Origin of the sequence: Amycolatopsis samaneae, assembly GCF_039541975.1 — a bacterium.
Classification (GTDB): domain Bacteria; phylum Actinomycetota; class Actinomycetes; order Mycobacteriales; family Pseudonocardiaceae; genus Amycolatopsis; species Amycolatopsis samaneae.
The window spans coordinates 194,876-220,369 of the sequence record NZ_BAABHG010000007.1 but is presented as its reverse complement, the minus strand read 5'-3'; the positions used below and the strand labels follow the sequence as shown (position 1 = coordinate 220,369).

General features: G+C 70.2%; 31 protein-coding genes. 9 read left to right on the top strand and 22 right to left on the bottom strand.

The annotated features are described in order from the left end of the window. Window position 1 precedes the first annotated feature (1 nt). Window positions 2–1,501 (bottom strand): MFS transporter, encoded by a 1,500-nt coding sequence (locus tag ABD987_RS20065; RefSeq protein WP_345395435.1) that lies wholly within the window; start codon window positions 1,499–1,501, stop codon window positions 2–4. An 87-nt stretch (window positions 1,502–1,588) separates the two neighbouring features. On the opposite strand from ABD987_RS20065, the gene ABD987_RS20060 reads away from it, so the two are divergent. After that, entirely contained in the window at window positions 1,589–2,116 is a 528-nt protein-coding gene (locus ABD987_RS20060; protein ID WP_345395432.1) for a TetR/AcrR family transcriptional regulator, read from the top strand. A gap of 21 nt (window positions 2,117–2,137) precedes the next feature. Here ABD987_RS20060 and ABD987_RS20055 read toward each other — a convergent pair whose 3' ends face one another. After that, entirely contained in the window at window positions 2,138–2,557 is a 420-nt protein-coding gene (locus ABD987_RS20055; RefSeq protein ID WP_345395429.1) for a PPOX class F420-dependent oxidoreductase, read from the bottom strand. A gap of 7 nt (window positions 2,558–2,564) precedes the next feature. After that, window positions 2,565–3,011 carry a DUF6653 family protein gene (locus ABD987_RS20050; RefSeq protein WP_345395426.1) on the bottom strand — a complete coding sequence of 149 codons (447 nt, stop codon included), beginning with the start codon at window positions 3,009–3,011 and terminating at the stop codon, window positions 2,565–2,567. Between the two features lie 255 nt (window positions 3,012–3,266). Between ABD987_RS20050 and ABD987_RS20045 the strand changes: the two genes are divergently transcribed. The 4 genes from ABD987_RS20045 to ABD987_RS20030 all read left to right on the top strand — a co-directional run bounded on the left by ABD987_RS20045 (window position 3,267) and on the right by ABD987_RS20030 (window position 8,071). Beyond that, a complete protein-coding gene (locus tag ABD987_RS20045) occupies window positions 3,267–3,791 on the top strand; it encodes a MarR family winged helix-turn-helix transcriptional regulator (protein ID WP_345395423.1) in 525 nt (174 codons plus the stop codon). Continuing rightward, window positions 3,788–6,391 carry an MFS transporter gene (locus tag ABD987_RS20040; protein WP_345395420.1) on the top strand — a complete coding sequence of 868 codons (2,604 nt, stop codon included), beginning with the start codon at window positions 3,788–3,790 and terminating at the stop codon, window positions 6,389–6,391. The genes ABD987_RS20045 and ABD987_RS20040 overlap by 4 nt, the downstream gene beginning before the upstream one ends. Then, window positions 6,388–7,209, top strand: a complete 822-nt coding sequence (locus tag ABD987_RS20035) for a YceI family protein (RefSeq protein ID WP_345395417.1) — start codon at window positions 6,388–6,390, stop codon at window positions 7,207–7,209. Before ABD987_RS20040 ends, ABD987_RS20035 begins: the two co-directional genes overlap by 4 nt. 181 nt (window positions 7,210–7,390) lie before the next feature. After that, on the top strand, window positions 7,391–8,071 hold the full coding sequence (locus ABD987_RS20030) for a DedA family protein (RefSeq protein ID WP_345395414.1): 681 nt from the start codon (window positions 7,391–7,393) through the stop codon (window positions 8,069–8,071). 10 nt (window positions 8,072–8,081) lie between these two features. On the opposite strand, the gene ABD987_RS20025 is transcribed toward ABD987_RS20030, so the two are convergent. The 7 genes from ABD987_RS20025 to ABD987_RS19995 form a co-directional block, all read right to left on the bottom strand. Continuing rightward, window positions 8,082–8,495, bottom strand: a complete 414-nt coding sequence (locus tag ABD987_RS20025; RefSeq protein ID WP_345395411.1) for a VOC family protein — start codon at window positions 8,493–8,495, stop codon at window positions 8,082–8,084. 246 nt (window positions 8,496–8,741) lie between these two features. Next, complete coding sequence (locus ABD987_RS20020; protein WP_345395408.1) at window positions 8,742–9,488, bottom strand: SDR family oxidoreductase; 747 nt, start codon at window positions 9,486–9,488, stop codon at window positions 8,742–8,744. A gap of 51 nt (window positions 9,489–9,539) precedes the next feature. Then, complete coding sequence (locus ABD987_RS20015) at window positions 9,540–10,175, bottom strand: nucleoside/nucleotide kinase family protein (protein ID WP_345395405.1); 636 nt, start codon at window positions 10,173–10,175, stop codon at window positions 9,540–9,542. Next, on the bottom strand, window positions 10,172–11,023 hold the full coding sequence (locus tag ABD987_RS20010) for a PfkB family carbohydrate kinase (RefSeq protein WP_378214200.1): 852 nt from the start codon (window positions 11,021–11,023) through the stop codon (window positions 10,172–10,174). The genes ABD987_RS20015 and ABD987_RS20010 overlap by 4 nt, the downstream gene beginning before the upstream one ends. A gap of 10 nt (window positions 11,024–11,033) precedes the next feature. Then, complete coding sequence (locus ABD987_RS20005; protein WP_345395399.1) at window positions 11,034–11,846, bottom strand: ATP-binding cassette domain-containing protein; 813 nt, start codon at window positions 11,844–11,846, stop codon at window positions 11,034–11,036. Next, a complete protein-coding gene (locus ABD987_RS20000; RefSeq protein ID WP_345395396.1) occupies window positions 11,843–12,832 on the bottom strand; it encodes an ABC transporter permease in 990 nt (329 codons plus the stop codon). Before ABD987_RS20000 ends, ABD987_RS20005 begins: the two co-directional genes overlap by 4 nt. Continuing rightward, window positions 12,829–13,842: a substrate-binding domain-containing protein gene (locus ABD987_RS19995; RefSeq protein WP_345395393.1), complete on the bottom strand. Its 1,014-nt coding sequence runs from the start codon at window positions 13,840–13,842 to the stop codon at window positions 12,829–12,831. The genes ABD987_RS20000 and ABD987_RS19995 overlap by 4 nt, the downstream gene beginning before the upstream one ends. 122 nt (window positions 13,843–13,964) lie before the next feature. Between ABD987_RS19995 and ABD987_RS19990 the strand changes: the two genes are divergently transcribed. The 3 genes from ABD987_RS19990 to ABD987_RS19980 all read left to right on the top strand — a co-directional run bounded on the left by ABD987_RS19990 (window position 13,965) and on the right by ABD987_RS19980 (window position 16,547). Continuing rightward, a complete protein-coding gene (locus tag ABD987_RS19990; protein ID WP_345395390.1) occupies window positions 13,965–14,999 on the top strand; it encodes a LacI family DNA-binding transcriptional regulator in 1,035 nt (344 codons plus the stop codon). A 117-nt stretch (window positions 15,000–15,116) separates the two neighbouring features. Continuing rightward, window positions 15,117–15,983, top strand: a complete 867-nt coding sequence (locus tag ABD987_RS19985; RefSeq protein ID WP_345395387.1) for a LacI family DNA-binding transcriptional regulator — start codon at window positions 15,117–15,119, stop codon at window positions 15,981–15,983. Between the two features lie 33 nt (window positions 15,984–16,016). After that, entirely contained in the window at window positions 16,017–16,547 is a 531-nt protein-coding gene (locus ABD987_RS19980; RefSeq protein WP_345395384.1) for a GNAT family N-acetyltransferase, read from the top strand. A gap of 91 nt (window positions 16,548–16,638) precedes the next feature. On the opposite strand, the gene ABD987_RS19975 is transcribed toward ABD987_RS19980, so the two are convergent. The 4 genes from ABD987_RS19975 to ABD987_RS19960 all read right to left on the bottom strand — a co-directional run bounded on the left by ABD987_RS19975 (window position 16,639) and on the right by ABD987_RS19960 (window position 19,306). Next, complete coding sequence (locus ABD987_RS19975) at window positions 16,639–17,052, bottom strand: VOC family protein (protein ID WP_345395381.1); 414 nt, start codon at window positions 17,050–17,052, stop codon at window positions 16,639–16,641. A 10-nt stretch (window positions 17,053–17,062) separates the two neighbouring features. Further along, window positions 17,063–17,515 (bottom strand): helix-turn-helix domain-containing protein, encoded by a 453-nt coding sequence (locus ABD987_RS19970; protein ID WP_345395378.1) that lies wholly within the window; start codon window positions 17,513–17,515, stop codon window positions 17,063–17,065. 55 nt (window positions 17,516–17,570) lie between these two features. Beyond that, window positions 17,571–18,170: an SMI1/KNR4 family protein gene (locus tag ABD987_RS19965; protein ID WP_345396193.1), complete on the bottom strand. Its 600-nt coding sequence runs from the start codon at window positions 18,168–18,170 to the stop codon at window positions 17,571–17,573. Between the two features lie 113 nt (window positions 18,171–18,283). Beyond that, window positions 18,284–19,306 carry a glycoside hydrolase family 76 protein gene (locus ABD987_RS19960; RefSeq protein WP_345395375.1) on the bottom strand — a complete coding sequence of 341 codons (1,023 nt, stop codon included), beginning with the start codon at window positions 19,304–19,306 and terminating at the stop codon, window positions 18,284–18,286. Window positions 19,307–19,380: 74 nt separating this feature from the next. Between ABD987_RS19960 and ABD987_RS19955 the strand changes: the two genes are divergently transcribed. Next, window positions 19,381–21,522: a molybdopterin-dependent oxidoreductase gene (locus ABD987_RS19955; protein ID WP_345395372.1), complete on the top strand. Its 2,142-nt coding sequence runs from the start codon at window positions 19,381–19,383 to the stop codon at window positions 21,520–21,522. A gap of 208 nt (window positions 21,523–21,730) precedes the next feature. Here the strand turns inward: ABD987_RS19955 and ABD987_RS19950 are convergent, their stop codons facing one another. From ABD987_RS19950 to ABD987_RS19915, 8 genes are all read right to left on the bottom strand, one after another. Continuing rightward, window positions 21,731–21,985, bottom strand: coding sequence for a hypothetical protein (locus ABD987_RS19950; protein ID WP_345395369.1), 255 nt, complete (start codon window positions 21,983–21,985; stop codon window positions 21,731–21,733). 211 nt (window positions 21,986–22,196) lie between these two features. Next, window positions 22,197–22,580: a YybH family protein gene (locus ABD987_RS19945; RefSeq protein WP_345395366.1), complete on the bottom strand. Its 384-nt coding sequence runs from the start codon at window positions 22,578–22,580 to the stop codon at window positions 22,197–22,199. Window positions 22,581–22,589: 9 nt separating this feature from the next. Next, window positions 22,590–23,264, bottom strand: coding sequence for a TrmH family RNA methyltransferase (locus tag ABD987_RS19940; protein ID WP_345395363.1), 675 nt, complete (start codon window positions 23,262–23,264; stop codon window positions 22,590–22,592). A gap of 25 nt (window positions 23,265–23,289) precedes the next feature. Beyond that, entirely contained in the window at window positions 23,290–23,682 is a 393-nt protein-coding gene (locus tag ABD987_RS19935; protein WP_378214188.1) for a DUF2784 domain-containing protein, read from the bottom strand. A gap of 107 nt (window positions 23,683–23,789) precedes the next feature. Further along, window positions 23,790–23,978: a hypothetical protein gene (locus tag ABD987_RS19930; protein ID WP_345395360.1), complete on the bottom strand. Its 189-nt coding sequence runs from the start codon at window positions 23,976–23,978 to the stop codon at window positions 23,790–23,792. Window positions 23,979–24,037: 59 nt separating this feature from the next. Continuing rightward, window positions 24,038–24,613: an alkaline shock response membrane anchor protein AmaP gene (gene amaP / locus ABD987_RS19925; protein ID WP_345395357.1), complete on the bottom strand. Its 576-nt coding sequence runs from the start codon at window positions 24,611–24,613 to the stop codon at window positions 24,038–24,040. Continuing rightward, on the bottom strand, window positions 24,610–25,149 hold the full coding sequence (locus ABD987_RS19920) for a DUF6286 domain-containing protein (protein ID WP_345395354.1): 540 nt from the start codon (window positions 25,147–25,149) through the stop codon (window positions 24,610–24,612). The genes amaP and ABD987_RS19920 overlap by 4 nt, the downstream gene beginning before the upstream one ends. Beyond that, the gene (locus ABD987_RS19915) at window positions 25,146–25,493 is read right to left on the bottom strand and encodes an Asp23/Gls24 family envelope stress response protein (RefSeq protein WP_345395351.1); all 348 of its coding nucleotides are present in this window, start codon (window positions 25,491–25,493) and stop codon (window positions 25,146–25,148) included. Before ABD987_RS19915 ends, ABD987_RS19920 begins: the two co-directional genes overlap by 4 nt. Window position 25,494 lies beyond the last annotated feature (1 nt).

Below are 25,494 nucleotides of genomic sequence, written 5' to 3'. Positions count from 1 at the left end.
TTCATCGTAAGCCCGATTCTGTCCGCACAGCGGAATTATTTTTCCGATTTAGCAGAATCAGCGCCTGAACACCCGTATAGACCAGCACGGCCGTGGCGGCCAGCGCGGTGATGTGCAGTCCGTTCACGAACGCCTCCCTTGCGGTACCCAGCAACGCGCCCGCCTGCTCGGCGGGGAGCTGCTGGGCCGTCGCGACCGCGCCGCCGAGCGTCTCGCGCGCCGCCTCCGGCGTACCCTCCGGCAGCCCGCCGCGGTACACCGCCGCCGCGACACTGCCGAGGATCGCCGTACCGAGCGCGCCCCCGAGCTCGAAGCCCATCTCGGAGATCGCCGAGGCCGCGCCGGCTCGTTCGGCCGGGGCCGCGCTGATGACCATGTCGTTCGTCAGCGTGTCTGCCAGCGCGACACCACCGCCGACCACGACGAACCCGATCACCACCGCCACCAGACCGGACCCCACCCCGGCCGCGGCGAGCACGACGCAGCCGAGCGCGGCGACGATCAGACCGCCGGAGACCAGCACCGGCACCCGGAACCGCTTGGCGAACCACACCGCGGCCATCGCCCCGAGGACACTGGCCACGCTCGACGGCAGTACCCACAGCGCCGCCTCCAACGGCGACATACCGAGCACGAGCTGCAGGTACTGCGGTACGAGGAACAGCAGCCCGGACAGCGCGAACACGGCGAGCAGGTTCGTCGCCACGGACCCGGTGAAACGCGGGTTCGCGAACAGCGCGAGGTCGATCATCGGCGATTCGAGAGCCCGCTGACGCCGCACGAACACCACGCCGAACCCGACGCCGACGAGGATGCCCAGCACCGCGACGACCGAGAAACCCTCGGTCGCGAGGACCTTGATGCCGTAGACCACCGGCAGCACCGTGGCCAGCGAGAGGACCGCCGACAGCGGGTCGAACCGGCCCGGGTTCGGATCCCGCGCCTCCGGCAGCAGGAACGGGCCCGCGATCAGCAGCAGCACCATCACCGGCACGTTGATCAGGAAGACCGAGCCCCACCAGAAGTGGCCGAGCAGCCAGCCGCCGACGACCGGGCCGAGCGCCATCCCGCCGGAGAACGCGGAACTCCACACCGCGATCGCGATCCGGCGCTCGCGGGCATCGGTGAAGATGCCGCGCAGCAGCGACAACGTCGAGGGCATCAGCGTGGCACCACCGACACCCAGCAGCGCCCTGGCCAGGATGAGCATCAACGGGGAGGTCGAGAACGCGGCGAGCACCGAGGCGACACCGAACGCGACCGCGCCCGCGAGCAGCAGCTTCCGCCGCCCGATGCGGTCACCGAGCGTGCCCATGAACACGAGCAGCCCGGCCAGCACGAACGAGTAGATGTCGACGATCCACAGCTGTTCGGCGCCGCTCGGCCGGAGGTCCTCGCTCAGATACGGCAGCGCGAAGCCGAGGACCGTCATGTCCACGCTGATCAGCAGTGTCGGGAGGACCAGCACCGCCAGTGCCCACCAACGCTTGCGCCCCACCATGGCGCACTCATCCTTTCTTGCACCGTCCAGACGGTGCAGTTTCGCAGTTGTCTCGACACTATACCGTCCAGACGGTACAGTCAAACCATGGCGAAACCTTCCGCACGTGAACGCATCCTCGACGCGTACGAACAGATCGTGATCGATCAGGGGCCCGGCGTCACCTTGGAAGGTGTCGCGGCGCGGGCCGGGGTGTCGAAGGGCGGCCTGCTCTACCACTTCGGCTCGAAGGACGCGCTGCTGGAAGGGCTGCTGGAGCGGCTGCTCAGGCTCAACGACGAAGATCTCGAACAGGCGCGGCGGGCGCCGGAGGGGGTGGTGCGGTACTACCTGCACTCCACGGTCACGGACGCGACCGAGAACGTGCCACTGCACCGCGCGATGTCGGCGACCATCCTGCTGCTGGCCACCGAACCGCGGGCGGCCGAAGCGCTGCGGCGGTGTTCGGTGGCCGTGCGCGAGGTCGTGGCGTCCGTGGTGGACGACCCGCTGACCGCCGACCTCGTGGTGCTGGTCGGCGACGGCCTGTGGCTGCGCACCGCGATGGAAGGCAAGGAGAGCGTGGTGCTGGGCCAGGTCGACGCCATCATCAGCCGGCTCGAAGCGCAGATCTGACCAGGCGCCCCGGCGTCGTGGTCAGCGCACCTGGCCGTAGACGTGCGTGATGCGCAGGGTCAGCAGCACCCGCTGGTCGGCGACCATCGCTTCGCGGTACTCGGCCCAGTCGGGGTGCTCGCCCGCGACCTTCCGGTACAGCTCGACCAGCCCTTCGACGGTCGCGTCGTCCGTGGCCGCGGCGGGCGGCGTGAGCTCGGCGGTGGCCTCCGCGACGGCGAAACTCCAGCCGTCCTCGCTGCTCACGTGGTAGGTGGCGCGGGGATCACGGCGCAGGTTCTTCGTCTTGGCGCGGGTCTCGGTGATCGAGACCTGGATGGTCCTGGCCCCGGGGTCGTAGTGGTGCGTGACCGTGGACAGCTGAGGACGGCCATCGCGTTTGATCGTGGCCAGCACCCCGCGCTTGGCGGAGCCGAGGAAGTCGTAAAGCACGTCACTCATGCGGACCTCAAGCTTTCTCAGCGGTGTCGTTGTTCCCGGAGCCGTGGTGTTCGTCGTAGTAGGCCACCATCTGACGCCAATAGATCATGAGCAGCGCCATCTCGGCGGCGGTCGCCGCGACGGCGAGCCCGCGACGGCGGCGCCAGGCCGCCACGACCGCGAGCAGGCCGAGCGCCGAACCGGCCAGGTTGGTGGCCATCGCGGCGTCCCGCGGCCGCCGGACGACCCACAGTTCTTCGCCGAGCATCGCCCGCGTGGCGAACGCGCTGTCGTCGCGCGGCTCCGGGAAGACGACCGCGTTCGCGGCGAGCCAGGTGGCGACCACCGCGCCCTGCCGCCAGCTGCGGTTCCAGATCGGCACCAGCACGACCGGCGTGGTCAGCCAGCGGCTCCACGCGCTCCACGGATTGGCATGACGGCGGAACATCCACCGCCGCGCCTCGGCCAGCTTCACCCCAAGCCCCTTTCACCCCAGACGGCCGCCCCCGGACGGCACGGCGCGAGCGTACGCGCAAAGCGGCTACCCGGGTTTCCCACAAGGGATGAACAGGACGATCGACCACGAATAATCTGCTTGCATGTGGCAACTAAAGTGGCTTGTGACACACCGCAGTCATAACTACTTGCGGTTTCGTCCAACTGGGCACACTCTTGCTCTAGGCAACTAGTTGCAGGGGCCAATCAACGGCCGGACCGCGGGGAAGACACCATGCCAACGAACAACGGCACCACCAGGCCCAAGGCCGAGCTCGACGTCGCCGATCAGCTCGGCCACGAGCTCGTGCGCCTCATGCGGCTGGTCACCAAGGCGAAGTCGCAGGTGTCGAAGCAGGGACCGGACGGGATCGAGCGGGCCGCGTACGCGATCCTCTTCACGCTCATCCACGAAGGGCCCCAGCGGACCAGCAAGCTCGCCGAGATGATGCACGCCGAGATTTCGACGATCAGCAGGCAGAGCAGCTCGTTGGTCCAGCACGGTCTTGTCGAGCGACAGGCGGACCCGGAGGACGGGCGGGCGTGCCTGCTCGCGCCGACCACCGAGGGGCTGCGGGTGTTCGAAGAGAACCGCAAGCAGCGAAACCAGTGGCTTGCCGAGGTACTCGCGGACTGGCCCGAAGAGGACCGCCGGAACCTCAACAAACTGTTCAACCGGCTCAACTCGGGGATCGAAAAGAGCCTTCCACACTTCGCCGACCCCGACTCGGCGACCTCGGGCAAGGGGGCCCCAGCATGACAGCGACCACGGAGAAACCACCACAAAGCGCGCCACCCGGCGCGACCGACGAGGGACCGAGGCTGACGCACCGCCAGATCGTCACGATCCTGAGCGGGCTGATGTGCGGCATGTTCCTCGCCGCGCTCGACCAGACCATCGTCGGTACCTCGATCGTCAAGATCGCCAACGACCTGCACGGCTTCGACCTGCAGGCCTGGGCGACCACGGCGTACCTGATCACCTCGACGATCGTCACGCCGATCTACGGCAAGCTTTCCGACATCTACGGCCGCAAGCCGTTCTACCTGGCCGCGATCGGCATCTTCGTGGTCGGCTCCGCGGCATCGACCTTCTCGACGTCGATGTACGAACTGGCCGCGTTCCGCGCGGTACAGGGTCTCGGCGCCGGTGGTCTGATGTCGCTGGCGATGACCATCCTCGGTGACATCGTGCCGCCGCGTGAGCGGGCAAAGTACCAGGGCTACATCCTGGCCGTGTTCGGCCTGTCGACCGTGCTCGGCCCGGTGCTGGGCGGCTTCTTCGCCGGTATCGACAACCTCGCGGGCCTGCACGGCTGGCGCTGGGTCTTCCTGATCAACGTGCCGATCGGCGTCATCGCGCTGTTCGTCGTCGCCAAGGTCCTGAACGTGCCGCACAAGCGCCACGACCACAAGATCGACTGGTGGGGCGCGCTGACGCTGGTCATCGCGGTCGTGCCGTTCCTGATCGTCGCCGAGCAGGGCCAGAAGTGGGGCTGGGGCGACCAGAAGTCGATCCTCTGCTACGTCATCGGCGGCGTCGGCGTCATCGCGTTCATCGTGGTCGAGAAGCTGATGAAGGACGCCGCGCTGATCCCGCTGCGGCTGTTCAGGAACTCGACGTTCACCGTGGCGATCATCGGCGGTGTCATCGTCGGTGTGGCGATGTTCGGCGCGATCACCATGATCCCGCAGTTCATGCAGGTCGTGCAGGGCTACACGCCGACCGAGTCCGGGCTGCTGATGCTGCCGCTGATGGCGGGCATCATGTTCAGCTCGATCGTGTCCGGGAAGATCACCGGGACCACCGGCCGCTACAAGGTGTTCCCGATCGTCGGCACCATCCTGATCGCCGGTGGCGCGTTCCTCTTCGCGCAGGTCGAGTACGACTCGGCGCTGTGGCACCCGCTGGTCGCCGCGGCCATCATCGGCCTCGGCCTCGGCCAGTGCATGCAGACGCTGATCATCGCGGTGCAGAACGCGGGCCCGCGCAGCGACATGGGCGTGTCGACCGCGGCGGCGACGTTCTTCCGGCAGATCGGTGGTACCGCGGGTGTCGCGGTGTTCCTGACGATTCTGTTCAACGTCCTGCCCGGCAACATCACCAAGGCGTTCGGCGGGCGCATGCCCCCTGGCGGCGGGCAGCTGACCGACCTGCAGAGCAACACGAGCGGCATCCAGAGCCTGCCCCCGGAGATCAGGACGCCGGTGCTGATCGGCTTCACCGACTCGATCACCACGGTGTTCTGGGTCGCCGGCGGTGTGGCGCTGCTCGCCACGGTGGTGCTGCTGTTCATGAAGGAGATCCCGCTGGTCGGTGGCGGCCCCTCGGCCGCGGCGACCGCGGTGGAAGGCGGCGAAGCGCTGCTGGCAGAGGAAAGCGCAGACGACGCGCCGACCGAGATCGTGGAGCCGGTCGCGCCGGCCGCCGAGCCGCCGCGGGAACCCGCGCTGGTCGGCGCCGGGAAGCACGCGATGAACGGGAACGGGCACGGTGACTACAAGGCCGTCTCGGGAGCGCTGCCGATGCCGATCTCGGCGTCCGCCGGCTCCGACGACCTCCCGGTCGGCGCGGGTGGCCTGCCGATCACCGGCCACGTCCGGCGGCAGGACGGCACCAACGTCAGCGGGGCCGCGCTGACCCTGATCGACCAGCGCGGGCACCAGGTCGCGCGGGCGACCGGGAACACCGACGGCAGCTACTCGATCCCGACCACCGGGCCCGGCACGTACGTGCTGATCGTCGCGGCGGGCGGGCACCAGCCGCAGGCGTCCAGCGTCGTGGTCGGCGGACGCCCGGCGAAGCTGGACGTGACGCTGACCGGGTCGGGCGAGCTGACCGGTGTGGTCAGGGCGGCCGGTCGCGGTACGCCGCTGGCGAACGCGACCGTGACGCTGACCGACGAGCGCGGCGAGGTGAACGGCGCCTCGATCACCGGCGAGGACGGGGTCTACTCGTTCGCCGGTGTCGGCGCCGGGCGGTACACGCTGGTCGCGGCCGGTCCGCACTACCGGCCGGTGGCGGTCACGCTGACCGTGCCGGACAGCGGGGTGCTGCGCCACGACGTCGAGCTGACCGGGGCGGTGCTGCTCTCCGGCATCGCGCGGACCGACGGCGACCGCATCGTGCCGGACGCGCGGATCACCGTGCTCGACGAAAGCGGCAACGTCGCGGCCGTGGCGCGGACGGACGCCGAGGGGCACTACGTGGTGAGCGACCTGCCCGCCGGCGCCTACACGGTGGTGGCGAGCGGATACCCGCCCGCGACGAGCCGGGTCGAACTGTCCGACGGGGAAGCCGCCCACGACGTCCGGCTCAGCTACGACCAGGCGCTCGACGAGCTGGTCGACCGGTCGTGAGCGGGCTGCGAGCGTCGATCCGGACGGCCGAGGGCTGGGCGGTGGAGCACGCGGTGCTGACCGTGACCGACCCGGCAGGCCGTCAGGTCGCGCGGGAGGAGACGGACGCGAAGGGGGAGGTGGCGGTCGGGTCGCTGCCCCCTGGGAGCTACACCGTCGTGGTCACCGCGGCCGGGTTCGGGCCGGTCGCGCGGACCGCGCTGGTCGGTTCGGACGGCTCGGGGGCGCTCGGCGACATCGTGCTGGCCCCGCTCGCGGACGCGGTCGAGCCGCCGCCCGCCGGGCCGTGGACGATCGATCCGATGCACTCGTCGGTCGTGGTGACCGCGCGGCACCTCGGCATCGCGAGCATCAAGGCGCGGTTTCCCGAGGTCGGCGGCCGGATCGAGATCGGCCGTCCGGTGGAGCGGTCCTCGGTGCGCGCCGAGATCGTGGCATCGAGCATCGACACGGGGATCAAGATGCGCGACGACCACCTGCGGTCGGCGGACTTCCTCGACGTCGACGCGCACCCGGTGATCACGTTCGCGAGCACCGGGCTGCGCCAGCGCGGCGCGGACTCGTGGGTGCTTTCGGGTGAGCTGACGCTGCACGGGGAGCAGCGGCAGATCGAGCTCGACCTGACCTACGGCGGCTACGGGCCGGACCCGTGGGGCGGGGTGCGCGCGGCGTTCCACGCGGAAACGCAGCTGCACCGCAACGAGTTCGCGATCAACTACAACGCCATGGTGCGGGCCGGGGTCGCGGCGATCGGGACGACGGTGAAGGTCGAGCTGGACATCGAGGCCGTCCAGGGCGAGTCACTGCCGCAGTTCTGAATTTCTCCAGGACAGGGCGCACGGGGGTGCGTGGCCGGTCCGTGGGGGCCTCCTTGAGGGACTCTAGGTCCCTCAAGGAGGCCCCCACGGATCTTTGGCCTGCAAGTTCCCGACCTGCGGTTTTTCCGGGTTTTCGCACGTGGCGCCCACGCACGCAACCTTCGCCACGTAGGCTCAGGAGGTGAGCGTGGTGAGCATCGAGGCCGCGGGCATGGGTGTCGGCTGGCTCGACACCGCCGGCCCGCTGCTCGTCTGGGTGATCGTGCTGAGCTTCGTCTTCGTCGAATGCGCACTGATCATCGGGCTTTTCCTGCCCGGCGATTCGCTGCTCTTCGGCGCCGGGGTGGTGCTCGCCCAGCACGGCTCCGACCTCAACGCCTGGCTGCTGTCCGGCGCGGCGCTGATCGTCGCCGTCCTCGGCAACCAGGTCGGCTACTACATCGGCCGCGGCACCGGGACCAAGTTCATCGCGCGACGCGGCGGCAAGGTGCTCAACCGGGAGAACCTCGAACGGGCGCAACGCTTCCTCGACCGGCGCGGCTTCTTCGCGATCGTCGCCGCGCGCTGGATCCCGTGGATCCGCACGCTCGCCCCGCTCATCGCGGGCACCGCCCGGATGGATCCGCGCCGGTTCATGTTCGCCACCGCGCTCGGCGGGCTGCTCTGGGTCCCGACGCTCGTGCTGCTCGGCTACTACGGCGCCGGGCTGCTCGACGCGCTCCCGTGGGTCAAGACCGTCGCGCTGTGGGCCAGCATCGCCTTCTTCGTGCTCGGCACGGGTTACGGTTTCCTGCGGTACCGGCGCGAGATGCGCCGCCCGGTCGAGGTCACCGCGTCCGACGACTCGAACGCCCGCGCCTGAGCGACGCGTCTCAGAGCGCCGGGTCGGCCCAGACCTCGAGCTGAATTCCGTCCGGGTCGCGGAACACGATCACCGTGGCACCGTCGAGTGTCCGCGAAGGCGCCGCGGGCGTGTACTGCACCCCGAATTCGGCGAGGCGGGCCTCCCATTCGGCGAGCTCCGCCACCGACGAGACCTTGAACGCCACGTGGTCCAGACCAGTGTGGCACTCGTCGAAAACGCGGCGTCCGGTGTCGGCGTGCTGGACGAGCATCACCGAGAACTCGTCACCCGGCGAGCGCAGCACCACCTTGCGCAGGCCGCTTTCCGGGTCCTCGCGACGCGTGTGCTCCGCCAGGTCGAGCACCCGCACGTACCAGGGCACGCTGCGGTCCACATCGGTCACGGTGAGCGCCAAATGGTGCACAGACGTGAGTTTGGGCATGGCTTTCGTGGCCGTCCTTTCAGCAACCCCGGCGGCGCACTCCGTGGCATATCAAAGCGTTCGCACGATCACGGAGGTCACGGACCCGTGACACACCGTCCCCCCGGCCCGTGCCAGAAGAAAGATCTTGTTCCGCCGAGGCTTCATCAGACTCGCACAGCGACGGCACGACGAAAGCCGGGTTCACCGAGTTCCCCCACGAATCGTGATCTCACCGTCGCCGAGCTTCTCAGCCCGTGGACCCGGTCACCGGGCGCCGCCGACCTCCAGCACCGCCCCCGCGGTGAACGACGCGCCGGGCGAGAGCAGCCACAACACCGCCTCGGCGATCTCCCCGGGGTGCCCGGCCCTGCCCATCGGGATCGCCGGGACGAACCGCTCGATGCGGTCGGGCATCCCCGCCGCCTCGTGCAGCCCGGTGTGCACCATGCCGGGCGCGACCGCGTTGACCCGCACGCCCTCGCCCGCGACCTCCTGCGCCAGCCCGAAGGTGAAGGTGTCGACCGCAGCCTTCGACGCCGCGTAGTGCACCCACTCCCCGGCCGAGCCCATGCGCGCCGCCGTCGAGCTGATGTTCACGATGGCGCCACCGCCGCCGCCGTGCCGGATCGACAGCCGCCGTACCGCCTCCCGCGCGCACAGGAACACGCCGGTCACGTTGACGTCCAGCACCCGCCGCACGATCGCGACGTCCTGTTCGTCGACGCGGCCGGGCGTGTTCCCGGTGATCCCGGCGTTGTTGACGAGGCCGGCCAGCGGCCCCAGTCCCACGGCGGCGTCGAACAGCGCGCGGACGTCCGCCTCGTCGGTGACGTCCGCGCGCACCGCAAGCGCTTTCCGGCCCAGCTCGCGCACCCGTCCGGCCACCTTTTCGGCGGGCTCCGCGTCACCCGAATAGTTGACCACCACGTCGTAGCCCTGTTCCGCGGCGAGCCCGCAGACGGCCGCGCCGATCCCGCGGCTGCCGCCGGTCACGATGAGCACCCCAGTCATAGGGCCAGTCAACCAGGCCACGGCGCGCGCACAACCCCGATTCGTGCGCTGTTACAGCGCGAAGTTGACCAGCGGGAGGTTCTCCAGCACCAGGTCCGCGCGGTCGCGGGTCTGCGCGATGAGGTCAGCGTTGCGCTGGTCGGACCCCAGCGCGCGCTTCCGCGCCTCGACCAGCGAACGACCGTAACGGCGGTGCCGGGACACGAGCCGCTCGATGCGTTCCGGCTCGTCCGGGGCGAGGAACCACGACTCGGTCAGCAGCGGTTCGACGCCGCTCCACGGATCGTCCTGCAGCAGCAGGTAGTTGCCCTCGGTGATCACCAGTTGCACGCCGGGTGGCACCGCGACGGCACCGGCGATCGGCTCCTCGATCTCTCGCCGGAACTCGGGCGCGTACACCGTCTCGCGGCCTTCGGAGAGACGGCGGACGAGGTGCACGTACCCGGCGGCGTCGAAGGTGTCCGGCGCGCCCTTGCGGTCGGTCCGGCCGAGCCGCTGCAGCTCGACCTGGGCGAGGTGGAAGCCGTCCATCCCGACGACCGCGGCCCTGGTGCCCAGCGCGTTCGCGATCGTCCACGCCAGCGTCGTCTTGCCGGACGCGGGCGCGCCGACGATGCCCAGCACGCAGCGCTTGCCCGGCTGGGCCATCCGCTCGGCCCTGGCCAGCAGGTCGTCCATCCCCGTCATCGTTGCTCTTCTCCCATCCTCGCGACCGCGGCCGTCCACGACCTCGGTCCTGCGTGCCGCACCCGTTCGGCGGCCACCTCGTTGGCGAACCCGATCCGGCTCGCCACGTCCCCGCCGCGCGCGACCGCGTAGGCCAGCGCGCCGTGCCAGACGTCGCCCGCCCCCAGTGTGTCCCGCGCTTCGACTGCCGGAACGGGCACCTCGCCGGACGCCCCGCCCGCCGACCAGCGCACCGGCTCCGGCCCGGCGGTGGTGATCACCGTGGCGACACCACGCTCGTGCAGGCCGGGCTCCGGCGCGCGGAAGTGCGCCGAGCACGCGGCGATGTCGACCAGCGGCAGGAGCTCGTCGAGCACCGGCTTCCAGCTGCCCGCGTCGAGCACCACCGGGACGCCGTGCCCGCGCGCCCACCTCGCCACCGCCAGCGCCAGTTCCGGATGGTGACCGTCGACCAGCACCGCGTCCGGCGTCGGCCGGAAATCCAGGATGGGCAAGGAAAATCCCGCCGACGGATCGGCGGCGTTGCGGGAGACCACGGTCCGCTCGCCGTCGTGCTCGCGGACCGTGACGGCGCTGACCGCGGGCGGTTCGGCGCGCCCTGGCGCGAGGTCGACGACCCGCACGCCGTGTGCGTCGAGATCGGCCCGCGCGAGTGCCGCCAGCGAGTGTCCACCGAGGACGGTCAGCAACGTCGCCTCGCCACCGAGCGCGGCCACGGTCACCGCGGCGTTCGTCGCGGGCCCCCCGGCCGCGACGGCCACCGCGAGCGACTGCGTCTTTTCGCCCGGTGCCGGGATTTCGGCGACTCGCTGCACCACGTCCACAGTGCACAGTCCCGCCAGCAGCACTCGCGCCATGTCAGTCGAGTCCCGCGTGGACGGCCGCCGCGACTTCCTCGACCTCGCCGTTCTCGCCGACCTTCAGCGCACCGGTGAGCAGGCCGACGACCTGGTTCATCGTGTGCGTCTTCGGCGAGACCACCGCGACACGCTTGCCGAGCCGATGCACGTGGATGCGGTCGGCGATCTCGAAGACGTGCGGCATGTTGTGGCTGATCAGCACGACCGGCAGGCCACGCTCGCGGATCCGGTCGATCAGCGCGAGCACCTTGCCGGACTCGGCGACGCCGAGCGCGGCGGTCGGCTCGTCCATGATCACCGCCTTGGTGCCGAACGCGGCCGCGCGGGCCACCGCGACACCCTGGCGTTGCCCGCCGGACAACGTCTCCACCGGCTGGGTGATGGACTTGACGTTGATGCCGAGCTCGTCGAGCACGCGTTGTGCCTCGGCCCGCATCGTCGCCGTGTCCAGCTTGCGGAACAGGCCGCCGAACAGCCCGCCGCGGCGTTTCTCCCGGCCGAGGAACATGTTCGACGCGATGTCCAGCGCGGGCGCGACGGCGAGATCCTGGTACACCGTCTCGATCCCGTAGTGCCGGGCGTCCAAAGGGGACTTGAAGTGGACGGTCTTCCCGTCCACTTTGATCTCCCCGGCGTCCGGGACCACCGCGCCGGAAAGGGCCTTGATGAGGCTGGACTTCCCGGCGCCGTTGTCGCCGACCACGGCGAGCACCTCGCCGGGGAGCAGGTCGAAGTCGGCGCCGTCGATCGCGGTCACCCGGCCATAGCGCTTAACCAGTCCGCGCGCGGAGAGCGTGGGTTCGGGGCTCATACTTGCTGCCTCCTCGCGAAACGGTCTACGGCGACAGCGGCGATCAGCAGCGCGCCGGTGGCGACGTCCTGATAGAGCGCGTCAACGCCGAGCTGGGTCAGGCCGGACCGCAGCACCGCGACGACCAGCGCGCCCATCATCGTGCCCAGCACCGAGCCTCGGCCGCCGAAAAGGCTTGCGCCGCCGAGGACAACGGCAGTGATGGAGTCGAGGTTGCCGAGCTGGAACGCGTTCGGGTCGGCGTTCGGCACCCGGCCGAGCGCCTGCCAGGCCGCGAGCCCGAAGATCACCCCGGCCACGACGTACACCGAAAGAATCGTGCGCTTGACCTTGATCCCGGACAGCCGCGCGGACTCCGGCGCGTTGCCGACGGCGTAGACGTGCTTGCCCCACGAGGTTTTCGTGAGCGCGTACCAGAGCACGAGGTACATCAGCAGCGCGAGCGTCATGCCGTAGGTGATCGGGATGCCGCCGAAGAGGAAGCGGCGGGTGCCTAGCCACTTGAGCAGCTCGTCGGTCACCGGCACCGCCTGCCCACCGGCGAACAGCTTCGCGGCGGCGGTCAGCACGGTCAGCAGGCCGAGCGTGACGATGAACGGCGGCAGCTTGATCCGGGTGACCAGCGACCCGGTGACCGTGCCGATCACCACCGTCGCGACGATGCCCAGCAACAGCGCCCAGATCCCGGCCGCGCCACCACCGGCGAGCTTCGCCATGATCAGTGTGCCGAGCACCATCGCCGCGGCGTTGGCGAGGTCGATCCCGGCGGTCAGGATGATCAGCGTCTGGCCGAGCGCGAGCGTCCCGACGACCAGCGACTGTTGCACCACAAGGGAAAGGTTGTCGAGGTCGAGGAAGGTGTCGGTGGACACCGAGAACACCACGACCGCGACGACGAGCGCCAGCGCCGGACCGACCGCGGGGGCGCGGAGGAAGAACTCACCGATGCTCGCGCGATCCTGCGCGCGTGCCGTGGCCGTGGTCATTTCGTCCCCCAGCAGTTCTCCAGGCCCCAGGCGGTGTCCTTGCTCTCCACCCCTGGCACGGGCTTGTCGGTGATCACCGCGGATCCGGTGTCGATGAACCCGCTGGGCTTCTTGCCGGTCTTGGCGTACTCGACGGCCGCGAGCACGCCCTGTTCGGCCATCTTCTTCGGGAACTGCATGACGGTCGCGGCGTACTGACCGTCCTTGACGTTGTGGACGCCCTCGCAGCCGCCGTCGATCGAGCCCATGACGACCTTGCCGACGAGCCCGCGTGCCTGGAGCGCCGCGTAGGTGCCCCGGCCCATCGGCTCGTTCATCGTGTACACGGAGTTGATGTCGGCGGTGCGCTGCAACAGGTTCTCCACGCCCTGCTGGGCGAGGCTCTGGTCACCGTTCGCCGCGACCTTGCCCTTGATCTCCGGCGAGGCGTCGGTCAGCCCGATGCCCTTGAGGAACCCGCCGTGCCGCTGGGTGTCCACGGTGCTGCCCGCGGTGCCGTCGACCATGAAGAACTTCGGCGCCTGACCGCCGAGCGCGGCCTTGACGTAGGCGCCCTGACGGCGGCCCGCCTCGAAGTTGTCGGTGGCGTAGGTGGCGTCGACGGCGGTCGCCGGTTCGGTCGCGGTGTCCAGCGCGATGACCAGGACGCCGGACTTGCGGGCCCGGTCGATCGCGTCGAGCACGCCGGTGGAGGAGCTTGGCGTGATCAGGATCGTGGTCGCGCCCTGCTGCATCAGGTTCTCGATCGCGCGGACCTGACCGTCGTTGTCGCCGTCGAACTGACCGGCGAGCGCGCTGAAGTCGGCGCCGTTGGCGTCCGCGGCGGCCTTCGCGGCGGCACGGAGCTCGACGAAGTAGGGGTTGGTGTCGGTCTTGGTGACCAGGCCGACCTTGGCCTTCCCACCGCCGCCCGCGTGCGCGCCGCCGCCCCAGTGGCGTTCGACGGTGCACCCGGTGGTGGTTACGGCGAGGAGGGCCAGCGCGAGGGCTACGAGACTGCGCTGTCTCATGTGTTTTGCTCACCTTCGTCTGTCGAGGCTTGCCGATGGTCGGGAAGGTAGACAGACTCACTGCCAGGGCGCAAGCGTTTGCGCAAACGCTTGCGAGTGAACAGTGCGCTCGAAGGGTGGACATGCCGCAGCCGAAGTCGTCCCGGCCGACCCAACGCGACATCGCCGAGCTGGCCGGCGTCTCGATCACGACGGTATCGCACGTGGTGAACGGCACCCGCGCGGTCGCCGAGGAGACCAAGGCCGCCGTGCTGCGGGCCGTCGAAGCGACCGGTTACACCGGTGACGCGATCGCGCGTTCGCTGGTCACCGGGGGCACGCGGTCGATCGGGATCGCGATCTCGCTGCTGGCCAACCCGTACTTCGCGATGCTCATGCAGGCCATCGAGCGCGAGGCCGCGGCGGCCGGGTACACCGTGCTGCTCGCCGACACTCACGACACCGTGGACACCGAGCGCGCGACCGTGCGGGCCCTGCGCTCCCGCCGCGTCGACGGGCTGCTGATCACCCCCGCGCCCGGCGACGGCTCGGTGATCGGCGAGCTCGTCTCGCTCGACGTGCCGACCGTGCTCATCGACCGGCTCGCCACCCGGGGCGACGTCGACCAGGTCGGCGTCGAGAACATCCAGTCGACCTCGGCGCTGACCGCGCACCTCGCGACGCTCGGGCACCGGCGGATCGGCATGATCAGCGGCGCGCCGGGGCTGAGCACGAGCGAGGAGCGCACGCTCGGCTACCGGCTCGGCCTCGGCCGGTCGGGGCTGACCTGGTCGCCGGAGCTGGTCGCGTGTGGCCAGTCGTCGCGGGAGGGCGGCGCGCTCGCGCTGAACACGTTGCTCGCGCTGCCCGAGCCGCCGACTGCGCTGGTCGTGGCCAACGACAGCATGATGGTCGGCGTGCTGCACGAGGCGCGGCGGCGTGGGCTGCGGATCGGGCGGGACCTCCCGGTGGTCGGCTACGACGACGTCGAGTGGGCCGATCTGGTGGATCCGCCGCTCACCACGATGGCGCAGCCGATCGAGGACATCGGGCGGCAGGCGGTGCGGCTGCTGCTCGGCCGCATCAACGACCCGGCGCGCCGGGCGCAGACCGTGCGGCTCCCGCCGACCCTGCGGCACCGGTCCTCCTGCGGCTGCCCCGGTGTGTCCACTCCGTGACGAGCCCTCGGCCGGGTCACTCACATTGGTGATTCTCTGAGACGTTTGCGCCGCTGTAACGCCGGTCAGGGCGCCGTCCGACTACCTTCACCTGGACACCTGTGAGGGTCGGAGGACATGACCGCACTTTCGCCGGAACTCCCGCTCCGGGAGCCCCCGGTCATCCATCGCTTCGGGGTCGCGATGGGACTGCACGCGAACCCGTACTCGGCCGAACTGCTGCGCGCGATCGAGAACGCCGCCGCCAAGGCGGGGTGCGCGATCACGCTCGCGGACACCGGTGACAGCGTCAGTGAGGAGGCCGCGGTCGTGCGCGCGCTGCGCGCCGACCGGGTCGACGGTGTCCTGCTGGTGCCCGCCGCCGGGGACGACGCGGTGGTCAACGGCCTCGTGCGGATGGGCGTGCCCACCGTGCTGGTGGACCGGATCGCCGGCCGCAACGACGTGGACCAGGTCGGCTCGGAGAACATCCAGGCGGTGTCCGCGCTGGTCCGGCACCTCGCGCAGCGGCGGCACCGCAAGATCGGCCTGATCGCCGGGGACGAGGGGCTGACCACGAGCGAGGAACGCGCGCTCGGCTACCGGCTCGGCCTCGGCCGCTCCGGGCTGCGCTGGACCTCGTCGCTGGTCGCCTGTGGACAGTCGACCCCCGGCGGCGCCGCGCGGGCGACGGCGAAGCTGCTCGACGCGTGGCCGTCGCCGACGGCGCTGGTGGTGGCGAGCGAGTCGATGTTGATCGGGGTGCAGTACGAGGCGCATCGGCGCGGGATCCGCATCGGCTCGGAACTCGCCGTCGTCGGCTACGGCGACATGGAGTGGGCGCGGCAGGTGACGCCGGGGGTGACGACGATGGCGCAGCCGATCGCCGAGATCGGGCGCAAGGCCGTGCACCTGCTGCTCTCGCGGCTGGCCGATCCGGAACGCAGACCGGAGGCGGTGCGGCTGGCCCCGCGGTTCCGCCACCGCTCGTCCTGCGGCTGCTGAAAGCGTTTGCGTGGGCTCGACATACTGGGCGACATGATCACCCGTCTCGCGCACACCGCCGACCTCGACGCCGCGACACGCACCGCCGCCAGGACCCTCCTCGACGCCGCGTTCGACGGCGATTTCACCGACGAGGACTGGGCGCACGGTCTCGGTGGGATGCACGTCCTGTGCTGGGAAGGCGACGAGCTGACCGGGCACGCCTCGCTGGTACAGCGGCAGTTGCTGCACCGGGGACGCGCGCTGCGTACCGGGTACGTGGAGAACGTCGCGGTGCGCGAGGACCGGCGGGGACGCGGGTACGGTGCCGCGCTGATGTCCACTGTGGAGCGTCTGATCCGCGGCGGCTACGAACTCGGCGCGCTGTCCTCGTCCTCGGACGCGCTGGAGTTCTACGGGGCCCGCGGCTGGGTGCTGTGGCGCGGGCCGACGTCGGCGTTCGGCCCGGACGGGCTCGTCCGGACCGAGGAGGACGACGGCGGCGTGTTCGTGCTGCCGGTGAGCGCCGCCCTCGATCCGGACGCGCCGCTGGCCTGCGACTGGCGCGAGGGCGACGTCTGGTGACACGGGCTCCGGATGTGCGGCGGCCGTGCGCCCCAATGCCACATTCGGTGCGTTTGAGGGCCGCCGAGAGCCGGTGTGCCAGGACGAGCGGTCAGGCCGCCGGAGCTTCGCGGATGCGCAGCTGGTTGCCGAACGGGTCGCGGATCGCCATGTCCGTACCGTAGGACTGCACCGTCGGTTCCTGGGTGATCTCGACGCCCTTGTCGACGAGTTCGGTGTGCGTCTTGTGGATGTCGTCGGTGGTGAAACCGAGCCAGCCGCCGGTCGCGCCCTTCGTCACCAGTTCCCGGATCCGTTCGGCGGTCGCGTCGTCGTGCGCGGGCGCGCCGGGGCGTTCCAGCAGGATTTCGCGCCCCGGCGTGCCCGGCACACAGATGGTGAGCCAGCGCATGAAGCCGAGGTCGGCGTCGGTGTGCACCTCGAAGCCGAGTTTGCCGACGTAGAAGTCGAGCGCCTCGTCCTGGTCGAGCACGAAGATCGAGGAGAGCGTGATCGCGTTCATCATGCCGCGAAGGTTAGTCAGCGCGGATCGCCGATGGCTTATCCGAAACGACTGTGCCCGCAACCGCGTCGCGCGGGCGGGTCCAGGCCATCGCAAAACAGGTCGGGACCGGCGGGGGCGCGGCGGCCCCGGCGCGGGCGCGGTAGGCGGTCGGGGATTCGCCGACGATGTCGCGGAAGGTGCGGCTGAACGTGCCGAGGCTGCCGAACCCGACGTCGGCGCAGATCTCGGTGACGCTGCGCTCGGTCTGGCGCAACAACATCATCGCGCGCTCGACCCGGCGGCGTTGCAGGTAGCGGTGCGGGGTTTCGCCGAACGTCGCACGGAAGGTGCGGGTGAAGTGCGACGGCGAGAGGTGGGTGAGCCTGGCGAGCGCGGCGACGTCGAGTGGCTTGGCGAACGCGCGATCCATCGCGTCGCGGGCGCGCAGCATGCGCCGGTTCGTCTCCTCGACGGCCTTACTCATCCTTCATACAGTGTAGCGGCACCTTCCCCTTCCTGGGCGTTCCAGAGCGCCGCGATCACGCACCGGCAGCGCTACCACTGCGATACCGTTTCTCGTCTTCCCACAGACTTGTCACCATTGTCGCGAAGTCGGTATGCGGTTCAGGATCATCCCCGTCGCCGGGCCACCATTCGTACGCGGTCCATTCACCATTGTCCGCGACACTGTCGGCGTACAGGAAGAGGTAGTGACCACTGCCCCCGTCGTCGTTCGAAATCAAGACAGAGCGCTTGAGTACTTCGATCCAGTCGTCGTAGGCTCCGGAGTCCGACCACGCTTCCATAAGCCTGGGTGCCAGGTCCGCAAACCACCCGATCTCAGTGATGTCGAGCAGGTCCACCGCGTAGGAGATCGTATGCCAGCCGTTGCTGACCAGAAGAAAATTCCGATAGCTCGGCGGAAGCCGGATTCCCAGCCTCTGCTCGGCGGCGGCAATCGCGTCCTCGGTCGCCGGTTCGTAGCCCAGCCACCGGTTGGCCCGCTCGGTTTCGCTGGCGAAAAGGTCGTCCCGCCCCTCCTCCGCCATCTCACGCAGAAACGGGGATTCCAGGAACTCCGAGCTGTAACTCTGCAGAAACTCACGCCAGTCGGCGGGAACCAAAGGTGGCGGCGGCACGTTCAAGCGAAACTCCTTCTCCGCGATGCATAGATCTCGCGACGCTCGCAGGAGGATTTCTCCGTGTCAACCAGCTTGGCCTCTTTGGACACATTTGCCGGCCCATGCTTCCCTCACGTCAGGGAAGCGGCGGCTTCCAGCAACATCCAGGCACCGACCTGCACCGAAAGATCCCGCTCGGGGACGTCGGGCGCGAGCGGGAGCGCGGGCGCCGGCCGCGACCATTCGGCACTGAACAGCGGGCCGCCGGGCGCGTCGACGGCGCCGGACCAGCACGCCTCCGCCGAGGTCAGCACGAGGTCACGGGCGATCGCGGCGGTCTCGGCCTCGGTTTCGGGCAGGCGCAACGCGGCGAGTGCGAGGTACCGCGCGAGGATCGCGGCGAAGAGGCCACCGTCGCCACCGTTCTGCCCACGCAGCACGCCACCGGGCGCGCAGTGCGCCGCGACCGCCCGCACGGTGCGCGTCGCGTTGTCTACTTCGGACAGTTCGACACAGGCGCCGAGGTAAACTCCTTGGCAGTACGTGTAAATGTGCTTGACCAGCTCGCCGGTGTCGAGCCGCAGGCCGTCCCAGACGAGACCGGTTCCCGGGTCGACGAGCGTGCTCGTCATCCAGTCGGTCAGCCCGGCGGCGTGCTCGGTCTCGCCACCCCTGGCGTGGAAGATCGCGGCGGGCCCGTTCGCCGGGGCGTTCTTGAAGCGGTCGCCGCGGCGCCACCAGATCCCACCCCCCGATTCCTCGCTCCAGCCCTCGCGCAGCCGCGCGCCGATGGCGTCGATCGCCGCGTCGAACCCGTCGATCCGCAACGCGCGGACCCGTTGCAGGGCGAGGCCGAGCCAGGCGATGTCGTCGTAGTAGTCGTTGACCCAGCGGCCGAAGTTGCGCAGCAGCACCGATTTCGCGAAGCGCTCGATCCTTTTCGCGCGTTCGGCCGTCGGCGCGCGCAGCTGTGCGTCGACGAGCGAGTCCAGCAGATGCGCCTGCCACCAGTAGTTCCAGTGCCAGTGCAGGCGCTGCCCGGGGTCCGGCGGCCAGCCGCTACGGCCGAGCACGGTGCCCGGCAGCGCCCACACCCGGCGGAGGTGTCGCTCGTGTACCGCGCGCTCGGCCGCGGCGGCCCGTTCCGCATGCATGAGGACATCCTTCCTTGCCGCGTGACATACCGCTCGGTATGTTCGGGGTCCCGTCACCGGACCGCGAGGTGCTCATGACCACGGCATACGTGACCTGCCCGCTGTGCGAAGCGACCTGCGGCCTGGAGGTGACGCTCGACGCCGATCGGGTCACCCGGGTCCGGGGCGACGCCGAGGACGTTTTCTCGAAGGGCTACCTCTGTCCGAAGGGCGCCTCGCTCGGCGCGCTGCACCACGATCCCGACCGGCTGACGAAACCGCTGGTCAAGCGGGACGGCGAGTTCGTCGAGGTCGGCTGGGACGAGGCGTTCGAGGAGATCGGCCGGCGGCTGCCGCCGCTGATCGAGCGGTACGGCCGCGATTCCGTCGCGGTGTACGCGGGCAACCCCGGCGCACACAACCTCGCGCTGATCCTCTACGGCCGGGTGTTCTACAAGGCGTTGGGTACCAAGAACTTCTACAGCGCGACCTCGGTCGACCAGCTGCCGAAGCACTTCTCCTCCGGGTACCTCTTCGGCGATCCACTCGCCATTCCGGTGCCCGACCTGGACCGCACGCGACAGCTGCTGGTGCTCGGCGCGAACCCGCTGGTGTCCAACGGCAGCCTGATGACCGCGCCGGACACCCGCGGCAAACTGCGCGCGATCCAGCGGCGCGGTGGCCGGATCGTCGTCGTCGATCCCCGCCGGACGCGGACCGCGCGGATGGCGGACGAGCATCACCCCATCGTGCCCGGAACCGACGCGCTGCTGCTGTTCGCGCTGGTCAACGTCCTGTTCGCGGAGGACCGCGTCGCCCTCGGACGGCTCGGTGAACACGTGGCCGGGCTCGACGAGGTGCGCGAGCTGGCCCGTCCGTTCACACCCGAGGCCGTCGCGCCGCACACCGGGATCGCCGCCGGCGCGATCCGGCGGATGGCACTCGACCTCGCGGACGCCGAGTGCGCCGCGGTGTACGGCCGGATCGGGACCACGACGCAGGCGTTCGGCACGGTCGCGAGCTGGCTGGTGGACGTGCTGAACGTGCTCACCGGCAACCTCGACCGTGAGGGCGGCGTGCTGTTCCCGCTGGCCGCGGCCGGGCCGAGCAGCCGTTCGCGGGCGTTCACCACCGGCCGCTGGGCCAGCCGGGTCCGCGGTTACCCCGAGGTGCTCGGCGAGCTCCCGGTGGCCACCCTCGCCGACGAGATCGAGACGCCGGGCGAAGGACAGGTCCGCGCGCTGGTCACGATCAGCGGCAACCCGTGTGTCAGCACGCCGAACGCGGGACGGCTGTCCCAGGCGCTGGGGCGGCTGGACTTCATGGTGTCGCTGGACATCTACCTCAACGAGACCTCGCGCCAGGCCGACGTCATCCTGCCCGGACCGTCTCCACTGGAACGTCCGCACTACGACCTGGCGCTCTACCAGCTCGCGGTGCGCAACGTGGCGAACTGGACCCCGGCGACGCTGCCCACGGACCTGCCGCAGGAATGGGAAACCGCGCTGCGCCTCACCGGCATCGTCACCGGGCAGGGCCCGCACGCCGACGTCGCGGTGCTGGACGACTTCGTGGCCGCCGAGACCGCGCGGCGCAACGGCGTCGACGTGGCGCTGGCGGCGGGCCGGACCGGTCCGGAGCGGCTGGTCGACCTGATGCTGCATGCCGGGCCGTACGACCTGACGCTCGCGGACCTCGAGGCGGCACCACACGGCGTCGACCTCGGCCCGCTGCGGCCGCGGATCCCCGAGGTGCTGAGCACCGCGAGCGGCCGGATCGAGCTGGCCCCGCCGGCGATCACCGGGGATGTCGCGCGGCTGCGGGCGACGCTGTCCGGTACCCCGGCCGACGGTCTGGTGCTGATCGGGCGGCGGCAGCTCGGCTCGAACAACTCGTGGATGCACAACCTCACGCAGCTGGTCCGCGGCACCAACCGGTGCACGGTCCAGGTGCATCCGGACGACGCGGCGCGGCTCGGGCTGGCCGACGGCGGGCTCGCGTCGGTGACCTCACGGGTCGGGAAGCTCGAAGTGCCGGTGGAGGTGACCGACGAGGTGCGGCGGGGCGTGGTGAGCATCCCGCACGGCTGGGGGCACGACGTGGACGGCGTGCGGACGCGGGTCGCGCGGGCGAATCCGGGAGTGAACTCGAACCTCGTCGCCGACGAGCAGCTGATCGACGCGCTCTCCGGAACGGCGGTGCTGAACGGGATCCCGGTCGAGGTCGCCCCGGCCTGAGCAGTGCTCGCGGTGACGTTCGGGGCCTCGGGGCCGCCGCGCGGTCTCGTTCGTCCGCGAGTCCGTGGGGCCCGTTTTCGGCTGGTCCGTGAATGCCACCTTGAGGGACTCTGAGTCCCTCAATGTGGCATTCACGGACCAGGGATGCGGTGTGGCCGGGCGAGGAAGTCCTCGTCGGGAGCCCCGCCCAGAGCGAATCCTGCCTGTGTCAGTGCTTGGCCAGCCGCTCGAAGAGCGTGAAGGTCTTCGTGGTGGTGCTGTAGACGCAGACACGGTAGGTGGCCGTGCCGTTGGCGATGTCGAGGTCGCCGTCGTGATTGCAGGCCGCCTCGGTCTTGTAGCCGCCCGCGGCCACGACCAGCGGGCCTTCGTCGGCGAAGGCGGCGCCCGCGGTCAGCGGAAGGACGGCGACGGCGGCCCCCGCCACGAGACCGGCACCGACACGAGAACGCCACGACTTCATAGTTCCTCCATATGGTTTGCCGAGTTCCCGTGGAACGGTGATCGGCTTCCCGATCGTCCACATGGGACCATCACCCGGATCTGACGACTGTCAGCGAACCGCCACCGAGGTATCCGCCGCCACCGTCCGGGTAGTTCGGCGCGACAACGCTGCCCCTTTTACTTCGAGAGTTGGGGCTTTTCCCACCATTCGACAAAAAGGTGAATGCGGCTCAGGACTCGGTCGCGCCCGCCGGGTTCGTGTCGGTGCCGAGGTAGGTGCCGTAGCCCTCGACCACGAGTGGGCCGTCGAACAGCAGCACCTCGTTGACGAGGCCACCCTTCTGGTTGCGGTAGTTGATGACCAGGCTCCGCACGCCGAGATAACTGCCCACCACCTCGAACCGCAGGTCGGGGATGCGCCGCAGGCCCTCCGCCCAATAGGCGCGCAGGGCCGCCTTGCCGCGGATGACGCCGTCCCCGCCGAGCAGTTGCGCCGCGACCGGCGAGGAGAAGGTCACCTCGTCCGCGAAGTGGTTCATCAGGGCGTCGAGATCGTGGGCGTTCCACGCGGTCACCCAGCCGTCGACGAACTTCCGCGCCGTTTCATGATCCATAACGCATTATCACCAGGCGGCGGACAGATCGGCGTGCTGCCCGACCCAGGCGTGCATCACAATCCCGGCGGCGACCCCGGCGTTGATCGAGCGGGTGGTCCCGAACTGCGCGATCGACACCACCAGCGACGCGGCGGACTGGGCACCGGCGGACAGCCCCGGCCCCTCCTGGCCGAACAGCAGCACACACGAACGCGGCAGCCCCACGGTCTCGATCGGCCGCGCGCCGGGAGTGTTGTCGACCGCGACGATCGCCAGGCCGGACTCCGCGGCGAAGGTCACCAGCCCGTCGACGTCCTCGTGATGCCGCAGATGCTGGTAACGGTCGGTCACCATGGCACCGCGGCGGTTCCAGCGGCGACGGCCGACGATGTGCACCTCGGCCGCGGCGAAGGCGTTCGCCGTCCGGACCACGGTGCCGATGTTGTGATCGTGCTGGAAGTTCTCGATGGCGACGTGGAACGGGTGCCGTCGACTGTCCATATCGGACACGATGGCCTCGCGCCGCCAGTACCGGTAGGCGTCGACGACGTTGCGGCGGTCGCCGTTCGCGAGCAGTTCGGGGTCGTACCGGTCGTCGGCGGGCCACTCGCCCGGCCACGGTCCGACACCGACCTCCTCCCGGCTCACCCATTCGGTGGGTCCGGCCTCGTGCGCCTCGCCCGTCGTCGCATGGTCTGTCATCGCACAGTCACGCGACGATTGTCGCTCAGTGGTGGGCGACGGTGGCCGCCGGTGCCCCGTGGTGGCCGCGGTGCCGCCAGCGCTGGTACGCGCCGACGTAGGAGAAGATCACCAGCCCGAGCGCGAGCACGATGACCATCGGCAGCGCCGCACGCGGGATCACGGTGTCGTACAGGTAGTAGGCGTTGAACCCGCCGGGTAGGCTGCCGAGCCCCTGCTCGTGCCGGAAGTAGTTCTCCAGCGCGGTCAGCGGGCACGGGATCGGTGTCACGTTGACCAGGACGCCCCAGATCGCGAAGAAGACGTGGACGAGGACGACCTTCGGCCAGCGCCAGGCGAGAAAGCCGCCCAGGCCGATGAACAGCAGCGCCAGAATATGCACGAACACGGTCAAGTCGGCAAGAAATCTCACCAGCATCGCCCCATTCCCACATCCCTCTACCAGCGACTTTACCCCTACTTCACAGGAGAAAGCCGACAAAAGGATCTCGGAGCTGTGATATTCGACCTACCGACGCAACCTGTTCACCCGCCAGGTGACGGCAGGATCACTCCTGGTGGGAACTCCTTGGGCGGCCGACCCGGATAGGGCGTCGGCTCCTCGTGCGGGTACTGCTCCGGCGCGCCCGGTGGCGGCTTCCGGCGCGGATACGGCGGCTGCTCCCCGGGCCGCTCCGGCGGTTCGGGTGGCGTGCCCGGCTTCGGGGTTTCCACCCTTCGACGGTACGCCCCGAACAGGCCGGGAGCGCCCGCTTCCGCCGCGGGCGAACGGCTCAGCGTGCCCTGACGCCGGTGGCCTTCGTGGTGAAGCGGAGTTCGAGGCGCACCGGGAGCGTCTCCACCTCCAGCGCCTGCCGCAGCCGCGCGACGGCGTGCGAGGCGATCCGGTGCCGCAGCGCGCTGATGTCGGTGTCCTGATCGGCGGTGACCAGCAGGTACAGCTCGGGCTCGTCCCGCGACCCGGACACCCACGCCGACGCCGACTTCACGCCTTCGTACCCCTCGATGTCGGTCGCGACCGGAGCATTGGCCGCCGACGAGTCCATCGTGGTGGTCCCGTCCTCGGGGCTTTTCTCCAGCCGCCAGCCGACGGCCTTCGGCGTCCGGAACGCCTGCGCGGCCAGCCAGCGCAGGCACAACAGCCCGACGACGACCGCGGCGGCGACCGTCACCCAGAACACCCAGGTCGGCGGCGCCGCGGTGCCCGGGACCAGCGACGCGGCGGGATCGAGCACCCGCAGCCAGCCGAAGTACGTCGCGACGGCGAACCCGCCGCCCGCGAGCAGCACGAGCCCGGTCAGCGCGAGCAACGTCCGGTTCAGCCCGGCCGGGCGATTGACACGGCTCATCGGACACCTCGCGTGGTCGTGGCCCGGACCCGCACCCGGACCTCCGGCGGATTCTCCGGCCCGATCTCCTCGATCCGGCGGGCGAGCGTCACCCGGACCGCGTCGGCGAGCCCGTCGGTGTTGTCGCGATTGGTCCGCACGCGGACGACAACCTTCTTACGCCCCAAGCGGATCCGGGCGGCGGCGACGCCGTCCACCGAGTTCGCCGCGCCCCGCAGGGAGACGAGCACGCCCCGGCGGGTGATGCCGGAGTCGAACCCGGCCTCCTCGGTCAGCGGCACGACGGTCGGTCGCCCCGGCACCACCGCCAGCAGCAGCAATACGAGCCCGACCAGCACGGCTGCCCCGCCCCCGACGAGCACGGGCAGTGTGTTCCAGGTCGTCGCGTGCACGCGGCCGGCGATCGCGTCGTAGGACAGGAACGGCCGTTCCCCGAGCAGCCGCTGCACCAGCGCGACCACGATCAGCACACACACCGCGAGCAGCACCAGCGCGAGCAGCGACGCGGGCAGCCCGCGCCTCGGACGGCGGATCACCGCACCCTCCTCGTCGTCACGGGTTCGTTCGGCAGCGCGGACACCGTGATGTCCACCCGGCGCACGGTCAGCCCGGTCAGCTCGGCGGTCCGCGCCGTCACGTGCGCGCGGGCCTGTTCCGTGGTCCGGGCGACCGGCGCCGGATAGCGCACCGGCAGCCGAACGTCCAAAGTGGCCGATTCCTCGTCGATCCTCGCGCTGACCTGGACGTCCGCGCCGACGCCGTCGACCTCGCCCACCGCGTGCGCGGCGATGCGGCGGACGGCGCGGTCGGCCAGCGTGGTGCGCCCCCTGTCCTCCGGGGCGAGGTCCGCGGGCCCGGCGGGCACAGCGGCGGCGGTCATG